The sequence below is a fragment of the Parafrankia sp. EAN1pec genome (assembly GCF_000018005.1).
Classification (GTDB): Bacteria; Actinomycetota; Actinomycetes; order Frankiales; family Frankiaceae; genus Parafrankia; species Parafrankia soli.
The window spans coordinates 3192803-3214497 of record NC_009921.1; the positions used below are offsets into that span (position 1 = coordinate 3192803).

Below are 21695 nucleotides of genomic sequence, written 5' to 3' on the forward strand. Positions count from 1 at the left end.
CCGCGGGCACGCTGGCCGCGGGCAGGAGTTCTCCTCCTACCTGGCCTCCTGGTAGGAGGAGAAGGCCCGCGGACGGCTCTGCCGCCTACCGATCACAACGATCGCGTATCCGCCAGCCCGTCGTCACAGTTGTGGCTGGTATCGGTGGTGGGCGCCCCGGTCCAGGGTCGAACCATAGCGAACCGGTCCATCCTGGTCGACGTCTATCTCAATATCGACGTCGACTACGATGAACGATATGGCCGACGCGGCAGCGGGTGATCGACTGCCCAGGCGACCCGAACCCCGCTGCGGCAGTCGCGGCGACCAGAGTCGCTCTGTAGCTCGGGGCCGGGGGCCGAGTTTGCGGCGGATCATGGCGATCACGGGTGGTCTCCGGCGGCGAACGAAGTAGATCGCCCTGGTCGCCCGACTCGGGCCCGATCCGGTCTCACGGACCGACCGGCCGCTCCGGCTGGTTGCCCAGGTCCGGCGCCGCCGGCGGGCTCGACCTCGGCCGTGCCCAGCCACGGCCGCCGTCCTACCCGCCCGGGCATCCGAGGGCTACCTCGTTACAGCGAACTTCTTGAGAAGGGGCACAGATATGTCCTCCGCAGTTGCCCGGGTCGCGATCGTCACGGGAGCCGCCCGTGGGATAGGCGCTGCCACGGCCATGCGCCTAGCCGCCGAGGGGATGGCGGTCGCCGCCTTGGACCTGAACGAGTCCGCCGTCAAGAACACGGTCGACGCGATCGCCGTCGCGGGCGGCACCGCGCTGGCGGTGGGAGCCGACGTGACCGATGCCGACCAGGCCATGGCGGCCGTGGAGCGGGTGGCCGGCGAGCTCGGACCCCCCACCGTATTGGTCAACAACGCGGGCATCACCCGCGACAACCTGCTGTTCAGGATGACCGAGACGGATTGGGACCTGGTAGTGGGGGTACACCTGCGCGGTACCTTCCTCATGACCCGTGCGGTGCAGGCACACATGGTCGACTCCCGCTTCGGTCGGATCGTGAATCTTTCCAGCACCTCGGCGCTGGGCAACCGCGGCCAGGCCAACTACGCGGCGGCGAAGGCGGGCCTGCAGGGTTTCACCAAGACCGTGGCAATCGAGCTCGGGAAGTTCGGCGTCACCTGCAACGCGATCGCGCCCGGTCTGATCGACACCGAGATGACCAGAACCACCGCGGTTCGGCTCGGGGAGTCCTGGGAGGCCTACGCCGCCCGTCGAGCGGCACAGATCCCAGTGGCCCGGGTCGGCCTCCCCGCTGACATCGCGCACACCGTTTCCTTCCTGGTCAGCGAGGGCGCCGGGTTCGTCTCGGGCCAAGTCCTCTACGTTGCTGGCGGGCCGAAGACCTGAGGTGGAAGCACCGTAGCTCCCTCGAAGAACCGGCGAGCAGAGTAAACGTCAGCGGAGCATGAACACCTCCGTGCGCCCCTGTCGGGTTCTGTCGTCCGTTCGGGGAAGTCGGCTCTCGTACCTCTGATTGATCTCCGTATCAGATAGGGAAAATCTTGCGATCAGGTCGTCTGGTGAGACCCCTGGGGGTCGTCGCGGCAGCACTGGTAGTTTCTGCCGCTGCGGTCGGCTGCTCGGCAGGTGAGTCCGAGAACAACCAGGCAGGTGCCTGCGAAAGCCCTGGTGTGACATCCGACCAGGTGAAGATCGGATTCGTCGTCTCGGACTCCGGTCCCGGCCATGAAGCGCTGTCCTCGGCACGTGCAGGTGTGGAGGCCAGAATAGGTCTCGTCAATGCGGCCGGCGGAATAAATGGCCGTGAGATCACCTATGATTGGCGTGATGACGGGAGCTCCGCCTCGGTAAACGTGGTGGCGACCGAGGAGCTTGTGCGGAGTGAGCCGGTTTTCGGTCTTCTGGCGGTGACGACTGCGCTCGACCCGTCGATGGATGCCCTGGAGGCGGCGGGGATTCCGGTGGTGGGGCTGGCGGCCAGTCCCGGCTGGGCTAAGCATCGGAACATGTTCTCGTACTCGTACGAGGCTTCGCCCGTGACGATCGGTCGCTATATTCAGTCTCTCGGCGGAAGAAAGGTGGCAGTGCTGGTCGCGGGAGCCATTGACTCTGTACCGGAGACCGTGGCGAAATATATTGCGGAGATGCGCGCGGCCGGCGTCAACGTCGTCGGCTCGATTTCTTATGCGAGTGCGGCCGAGAGTCCATCCCGGGTCGTGCAAAGGATTGCCAGTCTTGGAGCTGATTCCATAGTTGGCTTCACCACGGCGGAAGAATTTGCGGAAATCATACAAGCCGCTCGCTCCGCCGAGCTGCGCATCGTGGCCAGCGTTGCCCAGGCCGTGTATGACCGTGCGTTGCTGCCCACGTTCGGGCCGGCGCTTGCAGGAGTTTCGGCTCCCGTGTACTTCCGCCCTTTCGAAGCAGGTGGCGAGGCCATGGACCGCTACCGCGATGCGATGGCCCGGTTCGCCCCGGAGACCGGGGTTCCCGAGCGGCAGTTTGCGTTGCTTGCATACGTCTATACTGACTTGTTCATCCAGGGCCTTGAGCTGGCTGGCGCCTGCCCCACCCGCGCAGCCTTCATCGAGGGTCTGCGAAAAGTCACCTCCTATGATGCCGGCGGTCTGATCGAGCCGGTGAGCCTCAGGGACAACCTCGGCGTGCAGCTCAGCTGTTATGCGTTCGTACAGGTCAGTCCGGCGGGTAATGAGTTCCAGGTCGTCCAGGAGCGCGTGTGCGCTGACGGTAAATGATCACTGGCCATCGAATGGGTCGCGCCAGGATATCCCCGTACTCAGCGGCGGTTCGCGGTTCCGGGATTCCTGTCCAGCCCAGCTGCCATCCGTCACTTGTCACGGGGTGAGCCGCAGGACTGGGCTTAGTCACAGCCCGAAGGCGCGGCTCGCGGTCAGGCAGTCACGCCCGGGGAAGGTGGAGGAGTTGCCGGCCGATGATGCCGCGGATGATTTCTGATGCGCCACCGGAGATGGTCAGCGCACGGCCCCAGAGATAGTTGTGATACCAGCGGTCAGCGATCTCGAGGCCGTCGTCGTCGATTGACGTCGACGAGGTGATGAGCTGCATCGCAAGTTCTGTCAGCGCTACGTTCGTCTCTGTGTAGGCGAGTTTGGCGACGGGGCCGTCGCTCGGATGCTCGTTGTCGTCCAGAATTCGATCGACGGTGTCGCGCACGATGAGCTTGACCTCTTCCACCCGTGCCAGGGCCGTCGCGAGGTGAGCCTGGACGTCTTCGTGCTCGAGGGCTGTTGTGCCGTCGGGCTGGCGGGCGGCGGTTGCCAAGGAGATCAGGTCGGAAAACATGCGGTCGAGCTGAACCGCATTAGCGCCGACGAACGCCCGCTCGGAGGCCAGGCCTGAGGTCAGGACTTTCCAACCGCCGTTCACGTCGCCCAGTACGTGCTCGGGGCCGAGGCGGACACCGTCGAGGAACACCTCACAGAACTCGGCGAATCCGGTCATCTCGCGGATGGGCCGGACCTCTATGCCGGGCAGGTTCATCGGGACGACGAACGCGGTGATCCCAGCGTGGCGCTCGACAGCCGGGTCCGTGCGGGCGACGAGCATCCCCATGTCAGCCCATTGGGCATCGGTGCTCCAGATCTTCTGGCCGGTAACGAGGAACCCGTCGCCGTCCGGCTCGGCGCGCGTGCGCAGCGCGGCAAGGTCGCTGCCGGCGTCCGGCTCGCTGAACAACTGGCACCAGATGTGCTCCGCGGAACGGATGCGGGGCAGCAGCTCCTGCTTCTGCTTCTCGGTTCCGAACGCGATGATCGCGTGGCTGGCCAACATCACCTGGTCGAGTGGGCGGTAGGCGTCACCGCGGATGAGCTCTTCCATCAGCGCCAGGTCGTGTACCGGGAGATGGCCCGGCCGTCCGCCCCACCCAGGTGGCCAGCCGGCGCCGAGGTAGCCGGCCTCGTACAGCGACCGCAACCATCCCCGGATCGTCCGTTCCTCGTCGGAGTCCCGCGGGACGCGCACACCTTCGCGGTGCAGACGTAGGCCCTGGTCGGCGATGAAGGACCGGATCTGTTCGCGGTACGCCTCGATGTCAGTGGGCATCGGTCCATCCTTCGATGTCGGCGAGCGAACGTACGGCAGCTCGCGGATTGGCAGCCAGCCGGGCGTCCTGGTGAATCCGGCGCTCGTAGAAGTGCAGTCCGTACTCCCAGGTGAAGCCGATGGCCCCGCTGAGCTGCAGAAGGTCGTGCAGGATGTGCGGGGCGCCGGCACTCACGCTCGATCCGGCCACGGCGACCCACCGCCGGGCGTGAGGTGACGAGGCGGCGAAGAGCCGAGCCGCCTCGGTGACCACGAGTGCCATACCTCTCACTCGCACGCTGTGATCGACCAGCCGATGCTGTACTGCCTGGAACCCGCCGATCCGCCGGCCGAAGGTACGGCGCTGGCCGGCGTAGGCGACCGTGCGTTCCAGCATGCGCTGCACACCGCCGACAGCGTCAGCAGCCAGGAGCAGCTCGTACAGGTCGACGGCGTCGCTCGGCACCGCGATGCGGCGGCCTCGGCCCGGTGCCATGGTGACATCGGCACACGTCCTGGAGACGTCGAAGCCGTGACGGGAGGCATCGGCGCTCCAGTCGAGCGGGTCCAGGAGAAGAGTGGCGCCGTCGCGCGAATAGTCCAGCAACAGCAGTGCGTCCGACTCCGGTACACCGTCGACCAGCCGCGCGACGCAACCGTCACGGCTCAGGCGCCCAAACCCACAGACACGCTCACCGGCCAGAACGCCGGACAGGACCTGGTCAGCAACCGGATCATCAGCCAACGCCAGGACACGGGCGCCCGCCGCCAGCCCGGCGTACGGGCTGCCGTGCAGCGCGGCGCCAAGCTCCATCGCCACAGCCACCGCCGCGTCGACCCGCAGGCCGACGCCCCCCTTCTCCTCGGGCACGCAAAAGCCGGTCACACCGAGCTCAGCGAGAGTTCCCCACTTTTCGCGCCAGCCAGCCGTGGGCATCGACGGGAACTCCTGGTGAGCGGTTCCCAGTGTCCCGCGTAGCGCGTCGCGAAGCTGGCGGATCTCCTCGGAGGCGTCAGTGGTGATCAGAACAGCATCAGCTCCCGTGTCAGGCGGCCAGAACCTCGGTTTCGACGTCGACTTCGACATTCTGAGGTGGTGTTGAACTCACGGTCAAGCGGTGACCAGGGACCACTGGAAGCGGGGCGGCGGCACTGGACCGGGGCACTGGACCGGTGGCGCGTGCAGCCAGGGCGCGCCAGCCCGTGGCCGTGCCACGGGCTGGGGCTCGCCGGGTGCTCGCTCCGGCCGATGATCAGAGGTGTGGGCGAATTCCGAGCGCGTTCGTCCAGAGGATGGTGAGCTGGCTCACCGCGGTCTCGAGATCGAAGCCGGAGCTGTTCTCGGTGTTGAACAGGAGGTCTGCGAAGTAGGCGACCATCCCGCCGAGTGCCTGTGCGGCGTACGCGGGGTCGACGTTGCGGTCGGCGAAGTCGGCGTCCTGGAGTATCCGCACTCGTCGCTCGATGGCGTGAGCGAAGACTTCGTGGCGTTGAAGGCGGATCTTGAGGACGTCGTTGTCGAAAGTGGCGACCTGCTGGATGACCTGCATTATTTTGGCATTGGCGGCGTACGTCTCCAGATAGTGACGGTTGGCCGCGCGGATGCGTTCGATCGGATCGGTGTCGGAGCCGGTCAGCTCGGGAGTGAGGAGATCGAGCTCGACCGAGTCGACCACCTCCCGGAAGATCTCCTCCTTGGAGACGAAGTACGTGTAGAACGAGCCGTGGGAGAATCCCGCCAGATCGCAGATGTCGGCTACCCTGGCATGGAGGAAACCGTCACGCTCGAACACGACGCGGGCGGCATCGACGAGCTGACTGCGGCTCTCGCGGCCTCGGCGGGTGCGCCCGGTGCCGCGACGCTTACCTACTTCCACCTCGTCGCGTCGCGCGCGGGGGGCGCTGGGTAGTGCAGTCCCGTGTTGGGTACGTTCAGCCACGGCGGGTCCTCTCGGCGCGTGTCAACCGGTTCTGCTGGCTCGTGCCGGAACCTACTGACCAGTGACGGGTCTGGGGGACACTGTTGAGCGCCTGCGTTTGTCCCATCGGTCCCTCACCCGGACGGCTGCCCAGCGGTCCTACCGTTCGGACGCGGATGGTCTGCGCGACTTCGGGGGCGGGAGGGAAGCGGGCGTTGACATGGTCCTCGGATACACCCCGTCTGTCGCTTCGTGCTGCCGCCAGGCCCAGCCGTTCCCGCTCCAGCCGTGCAGGGTGGACGACAGCCCGCTACGCCTGCGGTCCCATGCCACGCTCGCTCCACCTCCCACGATGCTCGTGCCATGTTGCCCCAACATTTAGCTTGACGTCGATATTGTAGATGTGGTGCCTGCCACGTCAGATCGTGCTGGCCGGTGCACGGGTCGATGGTGATGGTGCACCGGTTGGGCCGCGGGGCTGGCGATCCAACCGGTGGCGGTGGTGGTCAGTGCTCCCGCAGCCGCACTGCCAGGTCGCTGTCCTTCGCCGGTGACTCCATGACGAGCCGGGATCGGACGACCTTCCCGGAGATGGTGCGGGGGAGTGGGCCGTCCCAGCGCACGAGCTGCTCCGGCAGCTTGCGCTTGGCTATCCCCCGGGTGAGGAGATGCGCCACGACGTCGTCGAGCGTGACGATGCTGCCGACCGCGACCGCGACCGCGACCGCGAGCCGTTCGCCGGTCGATGGGTCGGGGAGCCCGAACGAGGCGTGTTCAAGCACCCCCGGCAACCCCGCCAGGGCGGTGTCGATCTCGCTCGGCGAGATCTTGAGGCCGTTGCGGTTGACGATCTCCTTGATCCTCCCGACGACGGTCAGCCTGCCCTGGTGCACCTCGATCTGATCACCGCTGCGGTACCAGCCGTCCTCGAACGCGGCCTCGTCGTCCGCCGGGTCCAGATATCCCAGGAAGACGCTCGGCCCTCGCAGGAGGCCTTCCCGCGGGTGAGCGGTGGAGCCGGCACGCATCTCGCCACCGGGCATGAGCGCGCCGTCGTCGGACAGCCGTCGCTCACGCTCGTCGAGCGGCAGACTCCCCGAGAATATGGGCGCCTCGGATGAGCCGTACACCCGGGCGATCTCGATCCCGAACGTGTCCGTGGCCAGCTCGAGCAGCGGGCGCGGCAGCATCGCGCCGCCGAGTGCGAGTGTCCGCAGGCTGACGCCGGTGCCCGGTCCCGCGGATGTCGCGGCGGCCAGCAGCCGCTCGGCGATGACCGGTGCGCCGCCCAACAGGGTCGCGCCCACCGCGTTCATCCGTTGCAGTGTCTGCTCGGGCTGGAAACGGTCCTCCAGAACGAGCGTGCCGTGCTGATCGGCTGCGAGCTGGATCTGCATCAGGCCGGTGATGCTGGTCAGCGGGCTGACGAGGAAGACCACCGAGCTCAGGTCGGTCGAGGTGACGCGCGCCATGTTGGCGGTGCCGGCGGTCAGCGTGTTGAGCGAGTGGACGACGCCCTTGGGCCTGCCGGTGGTTCCCGAGCTGAACAGGATCACCGCGGCACGGTCGCGGTCCGGTTCGGCCCACGCCGCCGGTGTCCGTGTCGGCGGGGCCAGGGGCGCCGGCTGGACGTCGAACAGTTCGAGCGGCAGAACCTCGGCGGCGGTCAGTGCCTCGTCGAGGCGGTTTTTCTCCCCGGCGGGGACGATCACGCGGGCCCGACCGGGGAGCGCGTCCAGGGCGAACAGTATGTCCGCGACACCGCAGCGCCGATCCAGCACCAGCACCGTGACACCGGTGCGCAGCAGGGCATGGTAAGCGATCACTCCGTGGCGGGTGTTGCCGCTGATGAGGACCACGCCGTCGCCGGCCCGCACATCCCGTGCGGCCAGAGCCGCCACCCCGCTGGCCACGGCCCCGCTCAGCTCGGCATAGGTGAGCCGCCGATCGTTGTCCACGATCGCCGGCGCGTCCGGCCGTCGGACGGCTGCCGCCTCGACACCGTCCGCCAGACCCCGGTCGTCCCACAGTCGCTCCGCCCGGTAGCGCGCCACGCGCTCCGGGGAGGCCCGCGGGAAGAGCGGTCGCCTCCGGGTAACGGCCTGCTCGGCCTGGGTTGGTTCTTTCTCGATCTTGTCGGGCACGGGTCAGGCCGATCCCGTCCGGCTGAGCATCCTGGCGAGGTTGCGCTGGAACGCCGGCTCCTCGAAAGACGCGGACTCGCTGTCGAGGCCGGTCTTCAGCAGCGACTCGACCGCCTGCCGGACGCCGGCGTTGAGCAGCGCCTTGCTCTCGGTCACCGCCTGGGGCGGCAGCGCGGCCAGGCGGGTCGCGAGCTCGAGCGCGGTGGCGCGCGCGGTGCCGCGGGGGACCACCCGGTTGGCCAGCCCCAGCCGCAGTGCCTCCTCGGCCGGGATGCGCTCGCCCAGCAGGATGAACTCCTTGGCACGAAGCAGGCTGATCAGCAGGGGCCAGGTCAGCGCACCGCCGTCTGCGGCGACCAACCCCAACATCACGTGCGGATCGGCGAAGTACGCCTGCTCCTCGACGACGACCAGGTCACTCATCGCGGCGAGGCTGCACCCGAGCCCCACCGCCGCGCCGTTGACGGCGGTGACGATGGGAACACGGACAGACGTGATCCCCCGGACGATGTCCGCGGCCTCCCGCATCACGTCGGCCCTCAGCCTGGCGTCGCGGGTCATCCGGTCGAGGAGGCCGAGATCGCCGCCGGCCGAGAAGGCGTCGCCCGCACCGGTGAGGACGACGGCGCGGATGTCCTCGGCCGCGTCGAGCGCCGGCCACAGGTCCGCGAGCGCACGGTGAAGCGCCTCGTCGACCGCGTTGAAGGCGCCCGGGCGGTTCAAGGTCACGACTCGCACGGCGCCGCGGGTCTCGATGAGTAGCGGGCTACTCGGGTCCTCGCGCTCGACCACGTCACTCCCTGAGGGTTCCACGAACTTCGACGTTGCTTCGAGGTTCGCATGTTCCTATATTGACGTCAATGTTGCATATAACTGCCAGCAGCGAACGGGATCCTCTTCGTGACGATGCGTGCGCATACGCGAAGGAGTTCGAGGCGTGGCTGACCTCCCGGCCACCCACGCTCGACGCCGCTGCTCGCCCCATCGCCTCGTACGAGAAGCGGGTTGCCGTGACGTCCGAACTGATGCGCGTCCTCTTCGACGAGGGGTGGGCCCGGTACGGGTGGCCCGAGGAGGCCGGTGGTTTCGGCGGTGACATCCTGCACCGGGCCGCGATGTGGGAGGCTCTCGCACGTCACGGCCTGCCCGCGATGGCTCTGTTCGAGCACCTGGAGATCCTGGCGCCGACTCTTGTGGCCATGGGCCGCCCGGACTTCATAGCACAGGTGCTGCCGCGCTTTCTCCGCGGCGAGCAGCGTTGGTCGCAGGGGTTCTCCGAGCCCGATGCGGGTTCCGATCTCGCCAGCGCCCGCACCCGCGCCGTCGCGGCTGACGGCGTCCACGTCATCACCGGCCGGAAGATCTGGACGAGCTGGGCGTCCTACGCCACCTGGTGTCTGGTCCTCGCCCGGACCGGGACCCTGGAGTCTCGCCACCGCGGCCTGACCGCCTTCGCCGTCGACCTGCGCGCCCCCGGGGTCGAGGTCAGGCCGATCGAGCAGGCGAACGGCACCGACGAGCTGGCCGAGGTCACCTTCGACGAGGTCCCCGTCGGGCCTGAACGGATCGTGGGCGAGCTGAACGGCGGCTGGCGGGTCGCGATGCACATCCTCGCCCACGAGCGTGGGACGTTCGCGTGGTTCCGGCACAGTTTTCTGTACCGCCAGATGTTCGACAACATCGCGCACGGCTCGCCGGCCGGCGACGCCCTTCTCGGGCACGCTCTGCTCGACCTGGCCGCGGTCCGGGCCAGCAGCCACGCGGCGTTGCGGGCCCACGCTGCCGGCACCACGCTCGGCCCCAGGGCCGCGTTCGTGAAGCTGCTGCTGGCAGCCAGCGAGCAGGCGGTCAACGACTGGGTGCTCGCGAGTGATCCGGACCTCGCCGTCGGGATACAGGACGACCACGCGGCGGTGTGCCGACAGGACTACCTGTTCTCCCGCATCGTCACCGTCTACGGAGGCTCCCAGCAGATGCAGCTCGACACCATCGCCAAGCAGATCCTGCGTCTGCCGTGACGCCGGTTGCGGAGCAGGACGACCGGGAGTTCCTCGATGCGGCACGCCGCGCGCTGTGCGCCTCCGGCAGCGCCGACCCGCTCGCTTCGCTGGGGTGGTGGGACCTGCTTCCCGAGCTCGCCGATCGTGACGCTCGTGCCGCCGCGTTGGCGCTGTTCCGTGCCCAGGGCCTGGAACTGGCCAGCTCGGCCGCGTTGGGAGCCCTGATGGCACAGCCCTTCCTCGCGGCGACCGGGCTTTCCCCCGGATCACTCGTCGCGACGATCAGCCGCCGGTCAGCCCGTCGGGGTGAGCGGTTGGTGGTCGTCGGAGACGTCGCCGGGGCGGCCCTGCTGATCGACCGCCCGGGCCACGGGGCAGCCGTCGTCGGCAGGCACGAGGTCGAGCTCCAGCCCGTCGCGGTCGCGGGTCGGCTCGCCGTGCACGAGGTGCGGACGGACCTCTCCGCCTGGTCGTCCACGGTCGAGGAGCGACAGGCCGAGCCCGCCCGCGCCCGTGGCCGGTACCTCGGCCGCCTCGCCCTAGCCCTGGAGATCCTGGGAGCGGCCGAGGGCGCGCTGACGCTCGCGGTGGCGCACGGCACCACTCGAGAGCAGTTCAGCCGGCCCATCGGCTCGTTCCAGGCGGTCCGCCACCTGTTGGCCTGGGCGCAGACCGACTGTGTCGCGTTGGAGAGCGTCGCGGCGACCGCGGTTCGCCTCGACGAGGCGACGCCGCCCCGCCACGACGAGGTCGTCAAGGCCCTGGCGGGGCGCAACGGGCGCCGGATCTGCGAGCGGACGCTGCAGGTGCTCGGTGCCATCGGCTTCACCCGGGAACACAGCCACCACCACTTCCACAGCCGGGTTCTCGCGCTCGACTCCCTGCTGGGGACGTCCACCGAGCTGACCCACTCGCTGGGGACCTGGATCCGCGGGAGCCACACCGACCCGGCCGTGCGCGCCGAGGTGTTGTTGCCGCCATGACCGCACAGCCCCGATGCCCTTGCACGTCCGATCACCAGAGGAGGATCTCGATGTCGTCCAACCCGTCGCCCTACCCGATCTTCGACGCGGACAATCACCTGTACGAGACTCAGGACGCGTTCACCAAGTACCTGCCCGAGGAGTTCAAGGGCGCGATCCGGTACGTCGAGGTGGACGGCCGGACCAAGATCGCTGTCCGGGGTCACATCAGCGAGTACATCCCCAATCCGACCTTCGAGGTCGTCGCCCGGCCGGGCGCCCAGGAGGAGTACTTCCGCGTCGGCAACCCGGAGGGCAAGACCTACCGGGAGATCATCGGGAAGCCGATGCGGTCGATCGCGGCCTTCCGTGAGCCGAAGTCGCGCCTGGAGCTCATGGACGAGCAGGGCATCGAGCGGTCGCTGATGTTCCCGACGCTGGCGAGCCTGCTCGAGGAACGGATGAGCGACGACCCGGAGCTGACCCATGTGGTCATCCACGCGCTCAACGAGTGGCTGTACGAGACGTGGCAGTTCAACTACGAGAACCGGATCTTCACCACGCCGGTGATCACGCTGCCGATCGTGGAGAAGGCGATCGAGGAGCTGGAGTGGGTCGTGGAGCGCGGGGCGCGGGCGGTTCTGATCCGTCCGGCGCCGGTTCCCGGGTTCAGCGGCTCGCGGTCGTTCGGCCTGCCGGAGTTCGACCCGTTCTGGGAGAAGGTCGTCGAGCACGACGTCCTGGTTGCGCTGCACTCCTCCGACAGTGGTTACAGCCGGTACACCGACGACTGGGCGAGCAACAAGCGGGAGTTCCTGCCGTTCCAGCCGGACATCTTCCGGATGATCGGCCAGTGGCGGCCGATCGAGGACTCGGTGGCCGCCCTGATCTGCCACGGCGCGCTGTCCCGGTTCCCCACCCTGAAGGTCGCCGTCGTCGAGAACGGCGCGTCCTGGGTCGCCCCGCTGATCAAGACCCTGAAGGACGTCTACAAGAAGCACCCGCAGCAGTTCGCCGAGGAGCCGGTGTCGGTGCTGCGGCGCAATGTGCACATCAGCCCGTTCTGGGAAGAGAACATGGCTGACCTCGCCGAGCTGCTCGGCATCGAGCGGGTGCTGTTCGGCTCGGACTTCCCGCACCCCGAGGGCCTGGGTGACCCGGCGAGCTTCGTCGATGAGCTCAAGAACCTCTCCGAGGAGGAGAAGGCCCTGATCATGGGCGGCAACCTGGCCAGGCTGATCCCGGTGTGACCGGCTCCGCGGCGGATCGGTGACGTCACCCTCGACCGCCCCGGCCCGGCCGGGGCGGTCGAGGGCCACCTGCCGGGCCCGATACACCAGGGCCCGGACCGGCACCGTCTCCGACCTCGCGTCCCCGCATCCCTCTGCCGACTGAGGAGTCGCCGTGAATGTTCTCTACGAGGTCGCCGGCAGGGTCGCGACCATCACTCTGAACCGGCCCGAGGCCGCCAACGCCCAGAGCATGGAGCTGCTCGACGAACTCGACGCAGCCTGGACGCGAGCGGCGGCGGACGACGCAGTGGCCGTCGTCGTCCTGCGCGGTGCCGGCCGGCACTTCTCCGCCGGGCATGACCTGAAGGGTTCCGGGGCGAAGCACGCCAAGCCGACTCTCGAGACGATCTACCGGTTCGAGGCGAGGCGCTATCTGGAGTACTCGTTGCGCTGGCGGAACATACCGAAGCCGTCGATCGCGGCGGTGCAGGGCCGTTGCATCGCCGGCGGGCTGCTGCTGTGCTGGCCGTGCGATCTGATCATCGCCGCCGAGGACGCGCTGTTCTCCGACCCGGTGGTGGCGATGGGGATCGGTGGTGTCGAGTACCACGGGCACACCTGGGAGCTGGGGCCGCGCAAGGCCAAGGAGATCCTGTTCACCGGCCGTCCGCTGACCGCGGCGGAGGCGGAACGGGTCGGCATGGTGAACAGGGTGGTGCCGCGCGAGGAGCTGGAGGCCACGACGCGGGCGCTCGCCGAGCAGATCGCCGCGATGCCGGCCTTCGGGCTGCGCCAGGCCAAGCGTGCGGTGAACCAGACCCTGGACGTGCAGGGTTTCTACGCGGCGATCCAGTCGGTGTTCGACGTCCACCAGACCGGGCATGGCAACGCGCTCAGCGTCAGCGGTCTCCCGATCCTGGTGGACCTGGACCAGATGAAGGCGAAGGTCAAGACGGAGCTGCTCTAGCAGGCGACTGCCGTAAATATCGACATCGAGCTCGATATCGACTATCGTCGCGGCGGGTACGTGGCGGGTAAGGAAGGATCGCGAACATGCGGGAGAGCGACTTCGTCGAGGTGCTCGCGGCTGTCCGTGCTTTCGTGCGGGAACGGGTGGTGCCCGCCGAGACGGAGATCGAGGAGAAGGACGCCATACCGAACGGCCTGAGGGTCGAGGCCGCGCGGATGGGACTGTTCGGCTTCGCCATCCCGGAGACGTACGGCGGCCTGGGCCTGTCGATGAGCGAGGAGGTCCGCCTCGTCGGCGAGCTCGGATACACGACGCCGTCGTTCCGGTCGATGTTCGGGACCAACAACGGCATCGCCGGGCACGTCCTCCTGGAAGGCGCCAGTGCGGAACAGAAGGAGACGTACCTCCCCAAGATCGCTTCGGGTGAGTGGACGGCGTCCTTCGCACTCACGGAGGAAGGCGCGGGTTCCGACCCGGCCGGGCTGGCCACCTCGGCGGTCCGCAAGGGCGACGACTGGATCATCAACGGGTCCAAGCGGTACATCACCAACGCTCCGATCGCCGACGTCTTCATGGTCTTCGCCCGAACCGACCCGGCGGCCACCGGCGGCGACGGCATCAGTGTCTTCATGGTGGAGCGCGACACGCCGGGCGTACGCGTGGCCCCCAAGGACGCGAAGATGGGCCAGGCGGGTTCACTGACGGCGGACGTCTACTTCGACGACGTCCGCGTCGACCCGCAGACCCTGGTCGGCGGTACTGCCGGCGAGGGGCGTGGCTACAACACCGCGATGCGCTGCCTGGCGCACGGACGCATCCACATCGCCGCGCTGTGCGTCGGCCTCGCGCAACGGCTGCTGGACGAGTCGGTCGCCTATGCCGCCACCCGGTCGCAGGGCGGCCGGACCATCGGTACCTACCAGCTCATTCAGGGGCTGCTGGCGGACTCGGCCACCGATCTGTACGCGGCCCGGGCCCTGGTGAAGGAGACGGCCGCGGCGTTCGACGACGGCAGCGACACCAGAATCGGTCCGTCCTGCGCGAAGTACTTCGCGTCGGAGGCCGTCGGCCGCATCGCGGACCGTGCCGTCCAGATCCACGGCGGCGCGGGCTACATGCGCGGGGTTCCGGTCGAGCGGTTCTACCGGGATGTGCGCCTGTTCCGGATCTACGAGGGGACCAGCCAGATCCAGCAGCTCGTCATCGCCCGCCAGCTGCTGCGCGCGGCGGACGGCGGGAAGAACCAGGGCGGGAACCGCGCCCAGGTGTGACTGTGCGGGGCGGCGTACCGCACCAGCGGCGCGGCGGGGGCTACGGCCGGCTGACAACCAGGCCCGCCCGGTGTCCTCGTGGGGACCGGGCGGGGCCAGGTCCCCACGAGCGGGGTCACGGGCGCTGCGGTTCTAGTGCCGAGGCACTAGCCGATCTCTATGATCATCGCGGCGCCCATGCCGCCGCCGGCGCACATCGAGACGCAGCCGAGGGTCGCGCCGCGGCGCCGCAGCTCGCCGACCATGGTGATGATCATCCGGGTGCCGGTGGCGGAGATCGGGTGGCCGAGGCTCGCCCCGCTGCCGTTCACATTGACGATCTCGGGTCTGATGCCGAGCTTGCGGATGGCGGCCACGGGCACCGAGCAGAACGCCTCGTTGATCTCGAACAGGTCGATGTCGCCGAGGGTGAGACCGGCCCGGTCGAGCGCCTTGGGAATCGCGAGGGTGGGTGCCAGCCCGGTCAGCGCGGGCTCGATGCCGGCGGTCGCCCACGCACGGACCCGGGCCAGCGGCGTGAGTCCGTGGGCGGCCGCGTACTCGTCGCTGGTGAGGGTCACGGCCGCGGCGGCGTCGTTGAGCCCGGCGGAGTTCGCCGCCGTCACGGTCGCGTTGGGGATCTCGGGATGCAGCAGTGGCAGCCCGGCGAGGCGCTCGAGGGTGGTGCCGCGGCGCGGGTGCTCGTCGGTGTCGAACCGGACCGTCGTGCCGTCGGGCCGGGTGACGTCGAGGGGGATGATCTCGTCGGTGAACGCCCCGGAGTCGATGGAGGCCAGCGCGCGTTCCTGGCTGTAGACCGTCCACTCGTCGACGTCGCGGCGGGTGAGGCCCATCTCCCGCGCGGTGTTCTCGCCGACGGTGATGGACATGTCGAAAGTCGGTGCCTCCGGAGTCTCCGGGTGGGCCGGCGACATCCAGGCCTGGTACTCGCCGGCTGCGTCCCGTCTGGACGAGCGGGCGGCGTTGGTCAGGCTCTCGGTGCCGCCCGCGACGACGACCCGGTCCATGTCGGCGCGGATGCCAGCGGCGGCGATCGCGACCGCGGACAGGCCGCCGGCGCAGTGCCGGTTCGTGGCGAGTCCGGAGACGTCGAGCAGACCGAGGCGGACGGCGATGTTCCGGGCGATCACCCCGCCGCCCTGGAAGGACTCGGCGATGACGAGGTCGTCGACGTCCTGCGCAGGTATGCCGCTGCGTTCCAGCGCGGCCGGGACGATCGCCTCGGCGAGTTCGAACGCGTCCAGGCCGACGAGCGTGCCCTTGCGGGCTCTGCCGATGGCCGTGCGGGCCGTCGAGACGATGACTGCTTCGGTCACGAGGACTCTCCGGGAGTCGGCCGCGCCGCTGGCGCGGCGCGGGTCTGACTTTGGGTGAACGGTGTTGTAGGGCTCGCTGACCTGGGCCGGGGTGATGGGCCGGCACCCCTACTTCGGCGGGAAGCGCAGTGCTCCGTCCAGGCGGATGTTCTCGCCGTTGAGGTAGGGATTGCGCACGATGGACTCCACCAGCAGGGCGAACTCCTCCGGTCTGCCCATCCGCTTGGGAAACTGGATCGTCTCCACCAGGCGGTTCTTCAGCGCGTCCGGAGCCGAGAGCATCAGCGGCGTACCCATGGTCCCCGGTGCGATCGCACAGACGCGGATGCCGGCCGGGGCGAGGTCACGTGCCATCGGCAGCGTCATGCCGAGGATGGCGGCCTTGGCCGCACCGTAGGCCAGCTGGCCGGCCTGGCCTTCGAGCCCGGCGATGGACGCGGTGTTCACCACGACGCCGCGCTCCCCGTCCTCGGTCGGTTTGTTACGAGTCATCGCCGCCGCCGCGAGTCGGGTCACGTTGAACGTGCCGATGGCGTTCATCTCCATGACCCTGACGAAGGTCGCCTTGTCGTGCGGCGTGCCGTCGCGGGCGACGGTCCGCCTGGCCGCGCCACCCCCGGCGACGTTCACCACGACTGACAGCGTGCCCAGGGCCTGTGCCGCGTCGACGGCGGCCTGCACGGCCTCGTCGTCGTTGACGTCCCCACTCACCGCCGCGGCGGTGGAGCCGATCTTGTCGGCGAGTTCCTTCGTGCGGCCCTCGTGGAGGTCGAAGACCACGGTCTTCACACCGACCTCCGTCAGACGGTGGACGCACGCGGCACCCAGCCCGCCGGCGCCGCCGGTGACGATCGCCGAACGCCCTATCAGATCCACAGTGTCCTGGTCCTCCTGCCGGGTGGGCACATCGACTGGTGACGGGTGTCGACCATTGACGATGTTGAACATCGACGATGTCGACGTCGAGATTGACATTCGTGACGATAGCGGCCTCGGGTCACCGGGACAATCGGACCGTTTCCGCTGTGGGGAGTGCTGGTTTGACGGGGTGCGGCCGGCGCGGGGGTGGGCCTGGCGGCCCGAAACTCGAAATTGACATCGAAGTTGCAAACGGGCTATGGTCCGCGCGTGTCAGTGTCGAATGTTGCGCTCGGGCTCAGCCTTGCCGGAATCCGTGGGGACGCGGCGTCGCTCGCCGATGTCGCGCGGCGAGCCGAACGGTCGGGATACGACTCCGTGTGGACGAGCGAGGCGTGGGGGAGCGACGCGTTCACGCCGCTGGCCTACATCGCCGCGCTCACCAGTCGCCTCAGGCTCGGCACCGCCATCGCGCAGATGCCGGCGCGGACCCCGGCGACGACGGCGATGACGGTGCTGACGCTGCAGCAGCTGTCCCAGGGGCGCGTCCTGCTCGGGCTCGGCGCGTCGGGGCCACAGGTCGTCGAGGGGTGGCACGGCGTGCCCTACCGCCCTCCGGTGCGGATGACGCGCGAGTACCTGGCCGTGTTGCGCAAGGCACTGGCCGCGACCGAGCGGCTCGAGTTCTCCGGTGCGATCTTCACGGTTCCCTACACCGGCCCGGACTCCACCGGGCAGGGGCGTCCGTTGCGCTCCACCCTGCCGGGGGCTGCGGACACTCCCATCCTCATCGCCGCCCTAGGGCCGAAGAACGTCGCCATGGCGGTGGAGGAGGCCGACGGCCTGCTCCCGTACCTGTGGAGCCCGGCGCGCTGGAGCAAGGCCTGGGGGGAGACCCTCGAGAAGGCACCCGAGGGATTCCAGGTGGCACCCACGGTCCTCGCCTGCGTCGGCGACGACCTCGACGCCTGCCGTAACCAGGTGCGCCCCCGTATCGCGCTGCACATCGGGGGCATGGGCTCCAGGTCGAAGAACTTCTACGCCTTGCTGGTCTCCCGCTACGGGTACGCCGACGAGGCCAGCCGCATCCAGGACCTCTACCTGGGTGGGGACCGCGCGGCGGCCTGCGCCGCCGTTCCCGACGAGCTCGTCGACGATCTGGCGCTCGTGGGTCCGCCCGCCCGGATCGCCGACCAGCTCGCGGTGTGGCGGGACGGGCCGATCACCACCCTGATCGTGGAGCCGACGGACCTGGCCATGGTGGAGCCCATCGCCAGCCTGTGGTGACGGTCGCCTCCGTACCCGATCTCCACGTCGACATGGGCACAGCAGCCGACCGGCGCCACGATGGTCACCTACACCGGCAAGGTCCTCAACTACGTTCCCGCCACGCCTGAGCGTTCTGACGACGCCGAGAGTCCGTTGCGGCTCGCGATCGGCAACGAGGCGTCCCTCCGGAACATCCGTGCGTTTACCCGTCGGTTCGGCTGCACTGTCCGGGACAGGGGTACCTTCCGTGACAGGTGCGCCGCGACGCCGTCCGCCCGACGGCGGTGGCGGCGTCCGGGCCGGGATCGGCGGCGGGTCGGTCGGACCGGCCCGACGATAGCCCGCGATCACTGTCGATGTCGACATCGATGTCGACATGGTTTACGCTCGCCGCACAGTGGTGGAGCTCGCCATCAGGCCCAGCGCGCCTCCGGCCGCCGGGGAGTGACCGTGCGGGCGCGGGGTCCGCCGGCGAGAGCCCTCCCGCAACTCAAAGTCCAAGATCCCATTCCGAGCTGGCCACGTCCATGGCGGCAGGTGACCCCATGCGCGGTTCTGAGGCTGGAGGGCACATGTATCCCGGCACCTATGCGGCGTCCGCGCCGGACCGGCCTGCGGTCGTCATGGCCCGCAGCCGGGAGATCGTCACCTACGGCGAGCTGGACAGGCGTTCCGCCCGGCTGGCGCGCCTCCTCCACGCCCGGGGGCTGCGCGCCGGCGACGTCGTCGCCCTGCTGGCGGAGAACCATCCCCGCTTCCTGGAGGTGCTGTGGGCGGCGGTGCGCTCGGGCCTGTACCTGACGGCGATCAACCGCTACGCCACCGCGGCCGAGATCGCGTACATCCTTCGCGACTCGCAGGCGTCGGTTCTCGTGGCGACCGCGAAGCTTGCGGACACCGCCGGCGCCGCGGTGGCGGACATCGCAGGATGTGGGATCCGCCTGATGGCGGACGGCGCAGTCGAGGGATTCGAGTCCTATGAGGAGGCGATCGCGTCGTTCCCGGCCGAGCCCCTGGCTCGGCAGCCGTGCGGCGAGCTCATGCTCTACTCCTCGGGCACGACCGGACGCCCCAAGGGGATCAAGCGGCCGCTGCGCAGCCTCGAGGTCGGGGAACCTGCCGCGGCGAGCGGCGCGCTGATGTGCCAGCGGCTCGGCGGCATGGACCAGCAGTCGGTGTATCTCTGCCCGGCGCCCCTCTACCACGCCGCTCCGCTCGGCTGGGCGCGGGGAGCACACGAGCTGGGCGCCACCGTGGTGGTCATGGAGAAGTTCGACGCGAGGGAGATGCTCGAGCTGATCGAGCGGGAGCGCATCACCCATCTCCAGGCGGTCCCGACGATGTTCGTCCGGCTGCTGAAGCTCCCGGCCGAGGTCCGCAAGGGCTACGACCTGTCGAGCCTCCAGCGGGTCGTCCACGCGGGCGCTCCGTGCCCGGCCCCGGTGAAACGGGAGATCATCGAGTGGCTCGGCCCGATCGTGACCGAGTACTACTCGGGAACCGAGGGCGCCGGCATGACGGTCATCTCGTCGGCCGAGTGGCTCGAGCATCCCGGCTCCGTCGGCCGGCCGACCCTGGGCACGATCCACGTCTGCGGGCCGGACGGCGCCGAGCTGCCCCCCGGTGAGACGGGCTCGATCTACTTCGAGCGGGAGGGCACCGTCTTCGAGTACCACAACGATCCGGAGAAGACCCGGTCGGCGCGTCACCCCAAGCACGACAACTGGCTGTCGCTCGGCGATCTGGGCTACGTGGACGACGACGGATACCTGTATCTCACCGACCGAAGCGCGTTCACGATCATCTCGGGCGGGGTGAACATCTACCCGGCCGAGATCGAGGCCTGCCTCGCCGTGCATCCGGACGTGGCCGACGCGGCGGTGTTCGGCCTGCCCGACCCGGAGATGGGCGAGTACGTACACGCGGTCGTGCAGCCGGCAGAGGGCGTCCGGTCGACGACGGAGCTGGCCGAGACGCTGCGGAACCACGTCAGGCAGCACCTCGCCGGGCCGAAGGTTCCCCGGGTGGTCGACTTCCAGGCGGAGCTCCCGCGCCTGCCCACCGGCAAGCTCTACAAGCTTCCGCTCCGGCAGGAGTACCTGGATCGCCTGGCGGCCCACCCGCCGGCCGATCCGCAGACCCAGCCCACGGCGTCGTCGGCGGGCCTTTCAGGAGGAGTGCGGTGAGCGGGCACAACGAGCTCTACATCGACGGGCGCTGGACCACCCCTGCCAGCACCGACCTGTTCGAGGTGGTGTCCGCGGCCACCGAAGAGATCATCGGGACGGTTCCCGCAGGGCAGCTCCAGGACATCGACCGGGCGGTCGCCGCGGCCCGGGCGGCGTTCGACTCCGGTCCGTGGCCGCGGCTGGACCCGGCTGAGCGCGGTGCCGCCCTGGGACGGCTGTCGAAGGTGCTGCAGGCGAGATCCGAGGATCTCGCCGTGACGATCAGTCAGGAGAACGGCACCCCCGTCGCGGCCGCCCGCATGGCGCAGGTGTTGATCGCGACGATGACGCTGGACTACTACGCGGGCCTGGGAGCCGGGCTCGCCCTCACCGACACCAGGCCCGGCATGCTCGGGCCGGCTGTCGTGCGGCGGCGGCCGGTCGGGGTGGTCGGCGCGATCGTCGCCTGGAACGTGCCGCTGTACCTGAGCGTGCTCAAGCTCGGCCCCGCGCTCCTCGCTGGCTGCACCGTCGTGCTCAAGCCGTCGCCGGACGCACCGCTGTCCCTGCAACTGCTCGCCGAGGCCGCCGCCGAGGCCGACCTGCCGCCCGGTGTGCTCAACGTCGTCCCCGCCGACCGTGACGTCAGCGAGTACCTGGTCACCCACCCGGGCGTCGACAAGATCTCGTTCACCGGCAGCACCGCGGCCGGCCGGCGCATCGCGGCACTGTGCGGCGAGCGGCTGCGCCGGGTGAGTCTGGAACTCGGCGGGAAGGGCGCGGCGATAGTGCTCCCCGACGCCGACCTGAACGCGGCGCTGCCCGGGATCCTCCAGTACGGATTCATGCTCAACGGGCAGGCCTGCGTCGCGCAGACCCGGATCCTGGCCCCCCGTGCGCGGTACGCCGAGCTGGTGGAGGGACTACTCGCGCAGGTCGGCGCGCTGAAGGTCGGTGATCCCCTGGACGAGGCGACCGAGCTCGGCCCGCTGGCCAACGCCCGGCAGCGCGACCGGGTCGAGGAGTACATCCGGATCGGCCGGAGCGAGGGTGCCAGGCTGGTCCTCGGTGGCGGCCGGCCGGCGGACCACCCGCGCGGCTTCTTCGTCGAGCCCACGGTCTTCACCGACGTCGACCCGGCGATGCGGATCGCCCAGGAGGAGATCTTCGGCCCGGTGCTGACCGTCATCCCCTACGACACGGTGGACGATGCGGTAGACATCGCCAACGGAACCCGGTTCGGGCTGGGCGGGTCGATCTGGACCGCCGACGTGGCGGCGGGCTATGCCCTGGCCGACCGGATCGACGTCGGTGTCCTCGGCGTCAACATGTTCATGCTGGACAACGTCGCGCCGTTCGGTGGATTCAAGGACTCCGGGCTCGGTCGGGAGCTCGGGCCGGAGGCCCTCGCGGCCTACCTCGACTACCAGACGGTCAACCTTCCCGCCGGCGCCATCGTGCCCGGGGTGTGAGGTGACCACGGACCACGCGCGCACGGACAGCTCCGACCGGATGTTCCTGTCCATGGCCGCGAACGTGTGCGCCGCGATCCGCGAGCTGGG

17 protein-coding genes and 1 pseudogene are annotated in these 21695 nt (G+C 69.2%); 11 read left to right on the top strand and 7 right to left on the bottom strand.

Annotation, left to right across the window (positions count from 1 at the left end):
- Positions 1-583: 583 nt before the first annotated feature.
- Positions 584-1345: an SDR family oxidoreductase gene (locus FRANEAN1_RS13170; protein WP_020460287.1), complete on the top strand. Its 762-nt coding sequence runs from the start codon at positions 584-586 to the stop codon at positions 1343-1345.
- Positions 1346-1629: 284 nt separating this feature from the next.
- Positions 1630-2715 (top strand): ABC transporter substrate-binding protein, encoded by a 1086-nt coding sequence (locus FRANEAN1_RS13175; protein ID WP_347177119.1) that lies wholly within the window; start codon positions 1630-1632, stop codon positions 2713-2715.
- Positions 2716-2878: 163 nt separating this feature from the next.
- Here the strand turns inward: FRANEAN1_RS13175 and FRANEAN1_RS13180 are convergent, their stop codons facing one another.
- The 5 genes from FRANEAN1_RS13180 to FRANEAN1_RS13200 form a co-directional block, all read right to left on the bottom strand.
- On the bottom strand, positions 2879-4045 hold the full coding sequence (locus tag FRANEAN1_RS13180) for an acyl-CoA dehydrogenase family protein (protein WP_020460289.1): 1167 nt from the start codon (positions 4043-4045) through the stop codon (positions 2879-2881).
- Positions 4035-5111 (bottom strand): acyl-CoA dehydrogenase family protein, encoded by a 1077-nt coding sequence (locus FRANEAN1_RS13185; RefSeq protein WP_020460290.1) that lies wholly within the window; start codon positions 5109-5111, stop codon positions 4035-4037. Before FRANEAN1_RS13185 ends, FRANEAN1_RS13180 begins: the two co-directional genes overlap by 11 nt.
- Before the next feature lie 166 nt (positions 5112-5277).
- Positions 5278-5964, bottom strand: coding sequence for a TetR/AcrR family transcriptional regulator (locus tag FRANEAN1_RS13190; RefSeq protein WP_020460291.1), 687 nt, complete (start codon positions 5962-5964; stop codon positions 5278-5280).
- A 485-nt stretch (positions 5965-6449) separates the two neighbouring features.
- On the bottom strand, positions 6450-8087 hold the full coding sequence (locus tag FRANEAN1_RS13195) for a class I adenylate-forming enzyme family protein (protein WP_020460292.1): 1638 nt from the start codon (positions 8085-8087) through the stop codon (positions 6450-6452).
- A gap of 3 nt (positions 8088-8090) precedes the next feature.
- Positions 8091-8879 (bottom strand): enoyl-CoA hydratase/isomerase family protein, encoded by a 789-nt coding sequence (locus tag FRANEAN1_RS13200; RefSeq protein ID WP_020460293.1) that lies wholly within the window; start codon positions 8877-8879, stop codon positions 8091-8093.
- Between the two features lie 68 nt (positions 8880-8947).
- Here FRANEAN1_RS13200 and FRANEAN1_RS13205 point away from each other — a divergent pair, with 68 nt between their 5' ends.
- The 5 genes from FRANEAN1_RS13205 (at position 8948) to FRANEAN1_RS13225 (ending at position 14522) form a co-directional block, all read left to right on the top strand.
- Complete coding sequence (locus tag FRANEAN1_RS13205; RefSeq protein WP_020460294.1) at positions 8948-10105, top strand: acyl-CoA dehydrogenase family protein; 1158 nt, start codon at positions 8948-8950, stop codon at positions 10103-10105.
- The gene (locus FRANEAN1_RS13210; protein ID WP_020460295.1) at positions 10102-11070 is read left to right on the top strand and encodes an acyl-CoA dehydrogenase family protein; all 969 of its coding nucleotides are present in this window, start codon (positions 10102-10104) and stop codon (positions 11068-11070) included. The genes FRANEAN1_RS13205 and FRANEAN1_RS13210 overlap by 4 nt, the downstream gene beginning before the upstream one ends.
- A 50-nt stretch (positions 11071-11120) precedes the next feature.
- The gene (locus FRANEAN1_RS13215) at positions 11121-12299 is read left to right on the top strand and encodes an amidohydrolase family protein (protein WP_020460296.1); all 1179 of its coding nucleotides are present in this window, start codon (positions 11121-11123) and stop codon (positions 12297-12299) included.
- A 154-nt stretch (positions 12300-12453) separates the two neighbouring features.
- Positions 12454-13248 (top strand): enoyl-CoA hydratase, encoded by a 795-nt coding sequence (locus FRANEAN1_RS13220; RefSeq protein WP_020460297.1) that lies wholly within the window; start codon positions 12454-12456, stop codon positions 13246-13248.
- Positions 13249-13334: 86 nt separating this feature from the next.
- Entirely contained in the window at positions 13335-14522 is a 1188-nt protein-coding gene (locus tag FRANEAN1_RS13225) for an acyl-CoA dehydrogenase family protein (protein ID WP_020460298.1), read from the top strand.
- 146 nt (positions 14523-14668) lie between these two features.
- Here FRANEAN1_RS13225 and FRANEAN1_RS13230 read toward each other — a convergent pair whose 3' ends face one another.
- Both FRANEAN1_RS13230 and FRANEAN1_RS13235 read right to left on the bottom strand, forming a co-directional pair.
- On the bottom strand, positions 14669-15838 hold the full coding sequence (locus FRANEAN1_RS13230; protein ID WP_020460299.1) for a thiolase family protein: 1170 nt from the start codon (positions 15836-15838) through the stop codon (positions 14669-14671).
- 108 nt (positions 15839-15946) lie between these two features.
- Complete coding sequence (locus FRANEAN1_RS13235) at positions 15947-16714, bottom strand: SDR family NAD(P)-dependent oxidoreductase (protein WP_020460300.1); 768 nt, start codon at positions 16712-16714, stop codon at positions 15947-15949.
- 258 nt (positions 16715-16972) lie between these two features.
- On the opposite strand from FRANEAN1_RS13235, the gene FRANEAN1_RS13240 reads away from it, so the two are divergent.
- From FRANEAN1_RS13240 to FRANEAN1_RS13250, 4 genes and pseudogenes are all read left to right on the top strand, one after another.
- Positions 16973-17983 carry an LLM class F420-dependent oxidoreductase gene (locus FRANEAN1_RS13240; RefSeq protein ID WP_041254118.1) on the top strand — a complete coding sequence of 337 codons (1011 nt, stop codon included), beginning with the start codon at positions 16973-16975 and terminating at the stop codon, positions 17981-17983.
- A 51-nt stretch (positions 17984-18034) separates the two neighbouring features.
- Positions 18035-18193: pseudogene (locus tag FRANEAN1_RS43300) on the top strand (acyl-CoA synthetase); the annotation flags it as partial.
- A gap of 344 nt (positions 18194-18537) precedes the next feature.
- A complete protein-coding gene (locus FRANEAN1_RS13245) occupies positions 18538-20151 on the top strand; it encodes an acyl-CoA synthetase (RefSeq protein ID WP_049795644.1) in 1614 nt (537 codons plus the stop codon).
- Entirely contained in the window at positions 20148-21605 is a 1458-nt protein-coding gene (locus FRANEAN1_RS13250; RefSeq protein WP_020460303.1) for an aldehyde dehydrogenase, read from the top strand. Before FRANEAN1_RS13245 ends, FRANEAN1_RS13250 begins: the two co-directional genes overlap by 4 nt.
- The last annotated feature ends 90 nt before the right edge of the window (positions 21606-21695 follow it).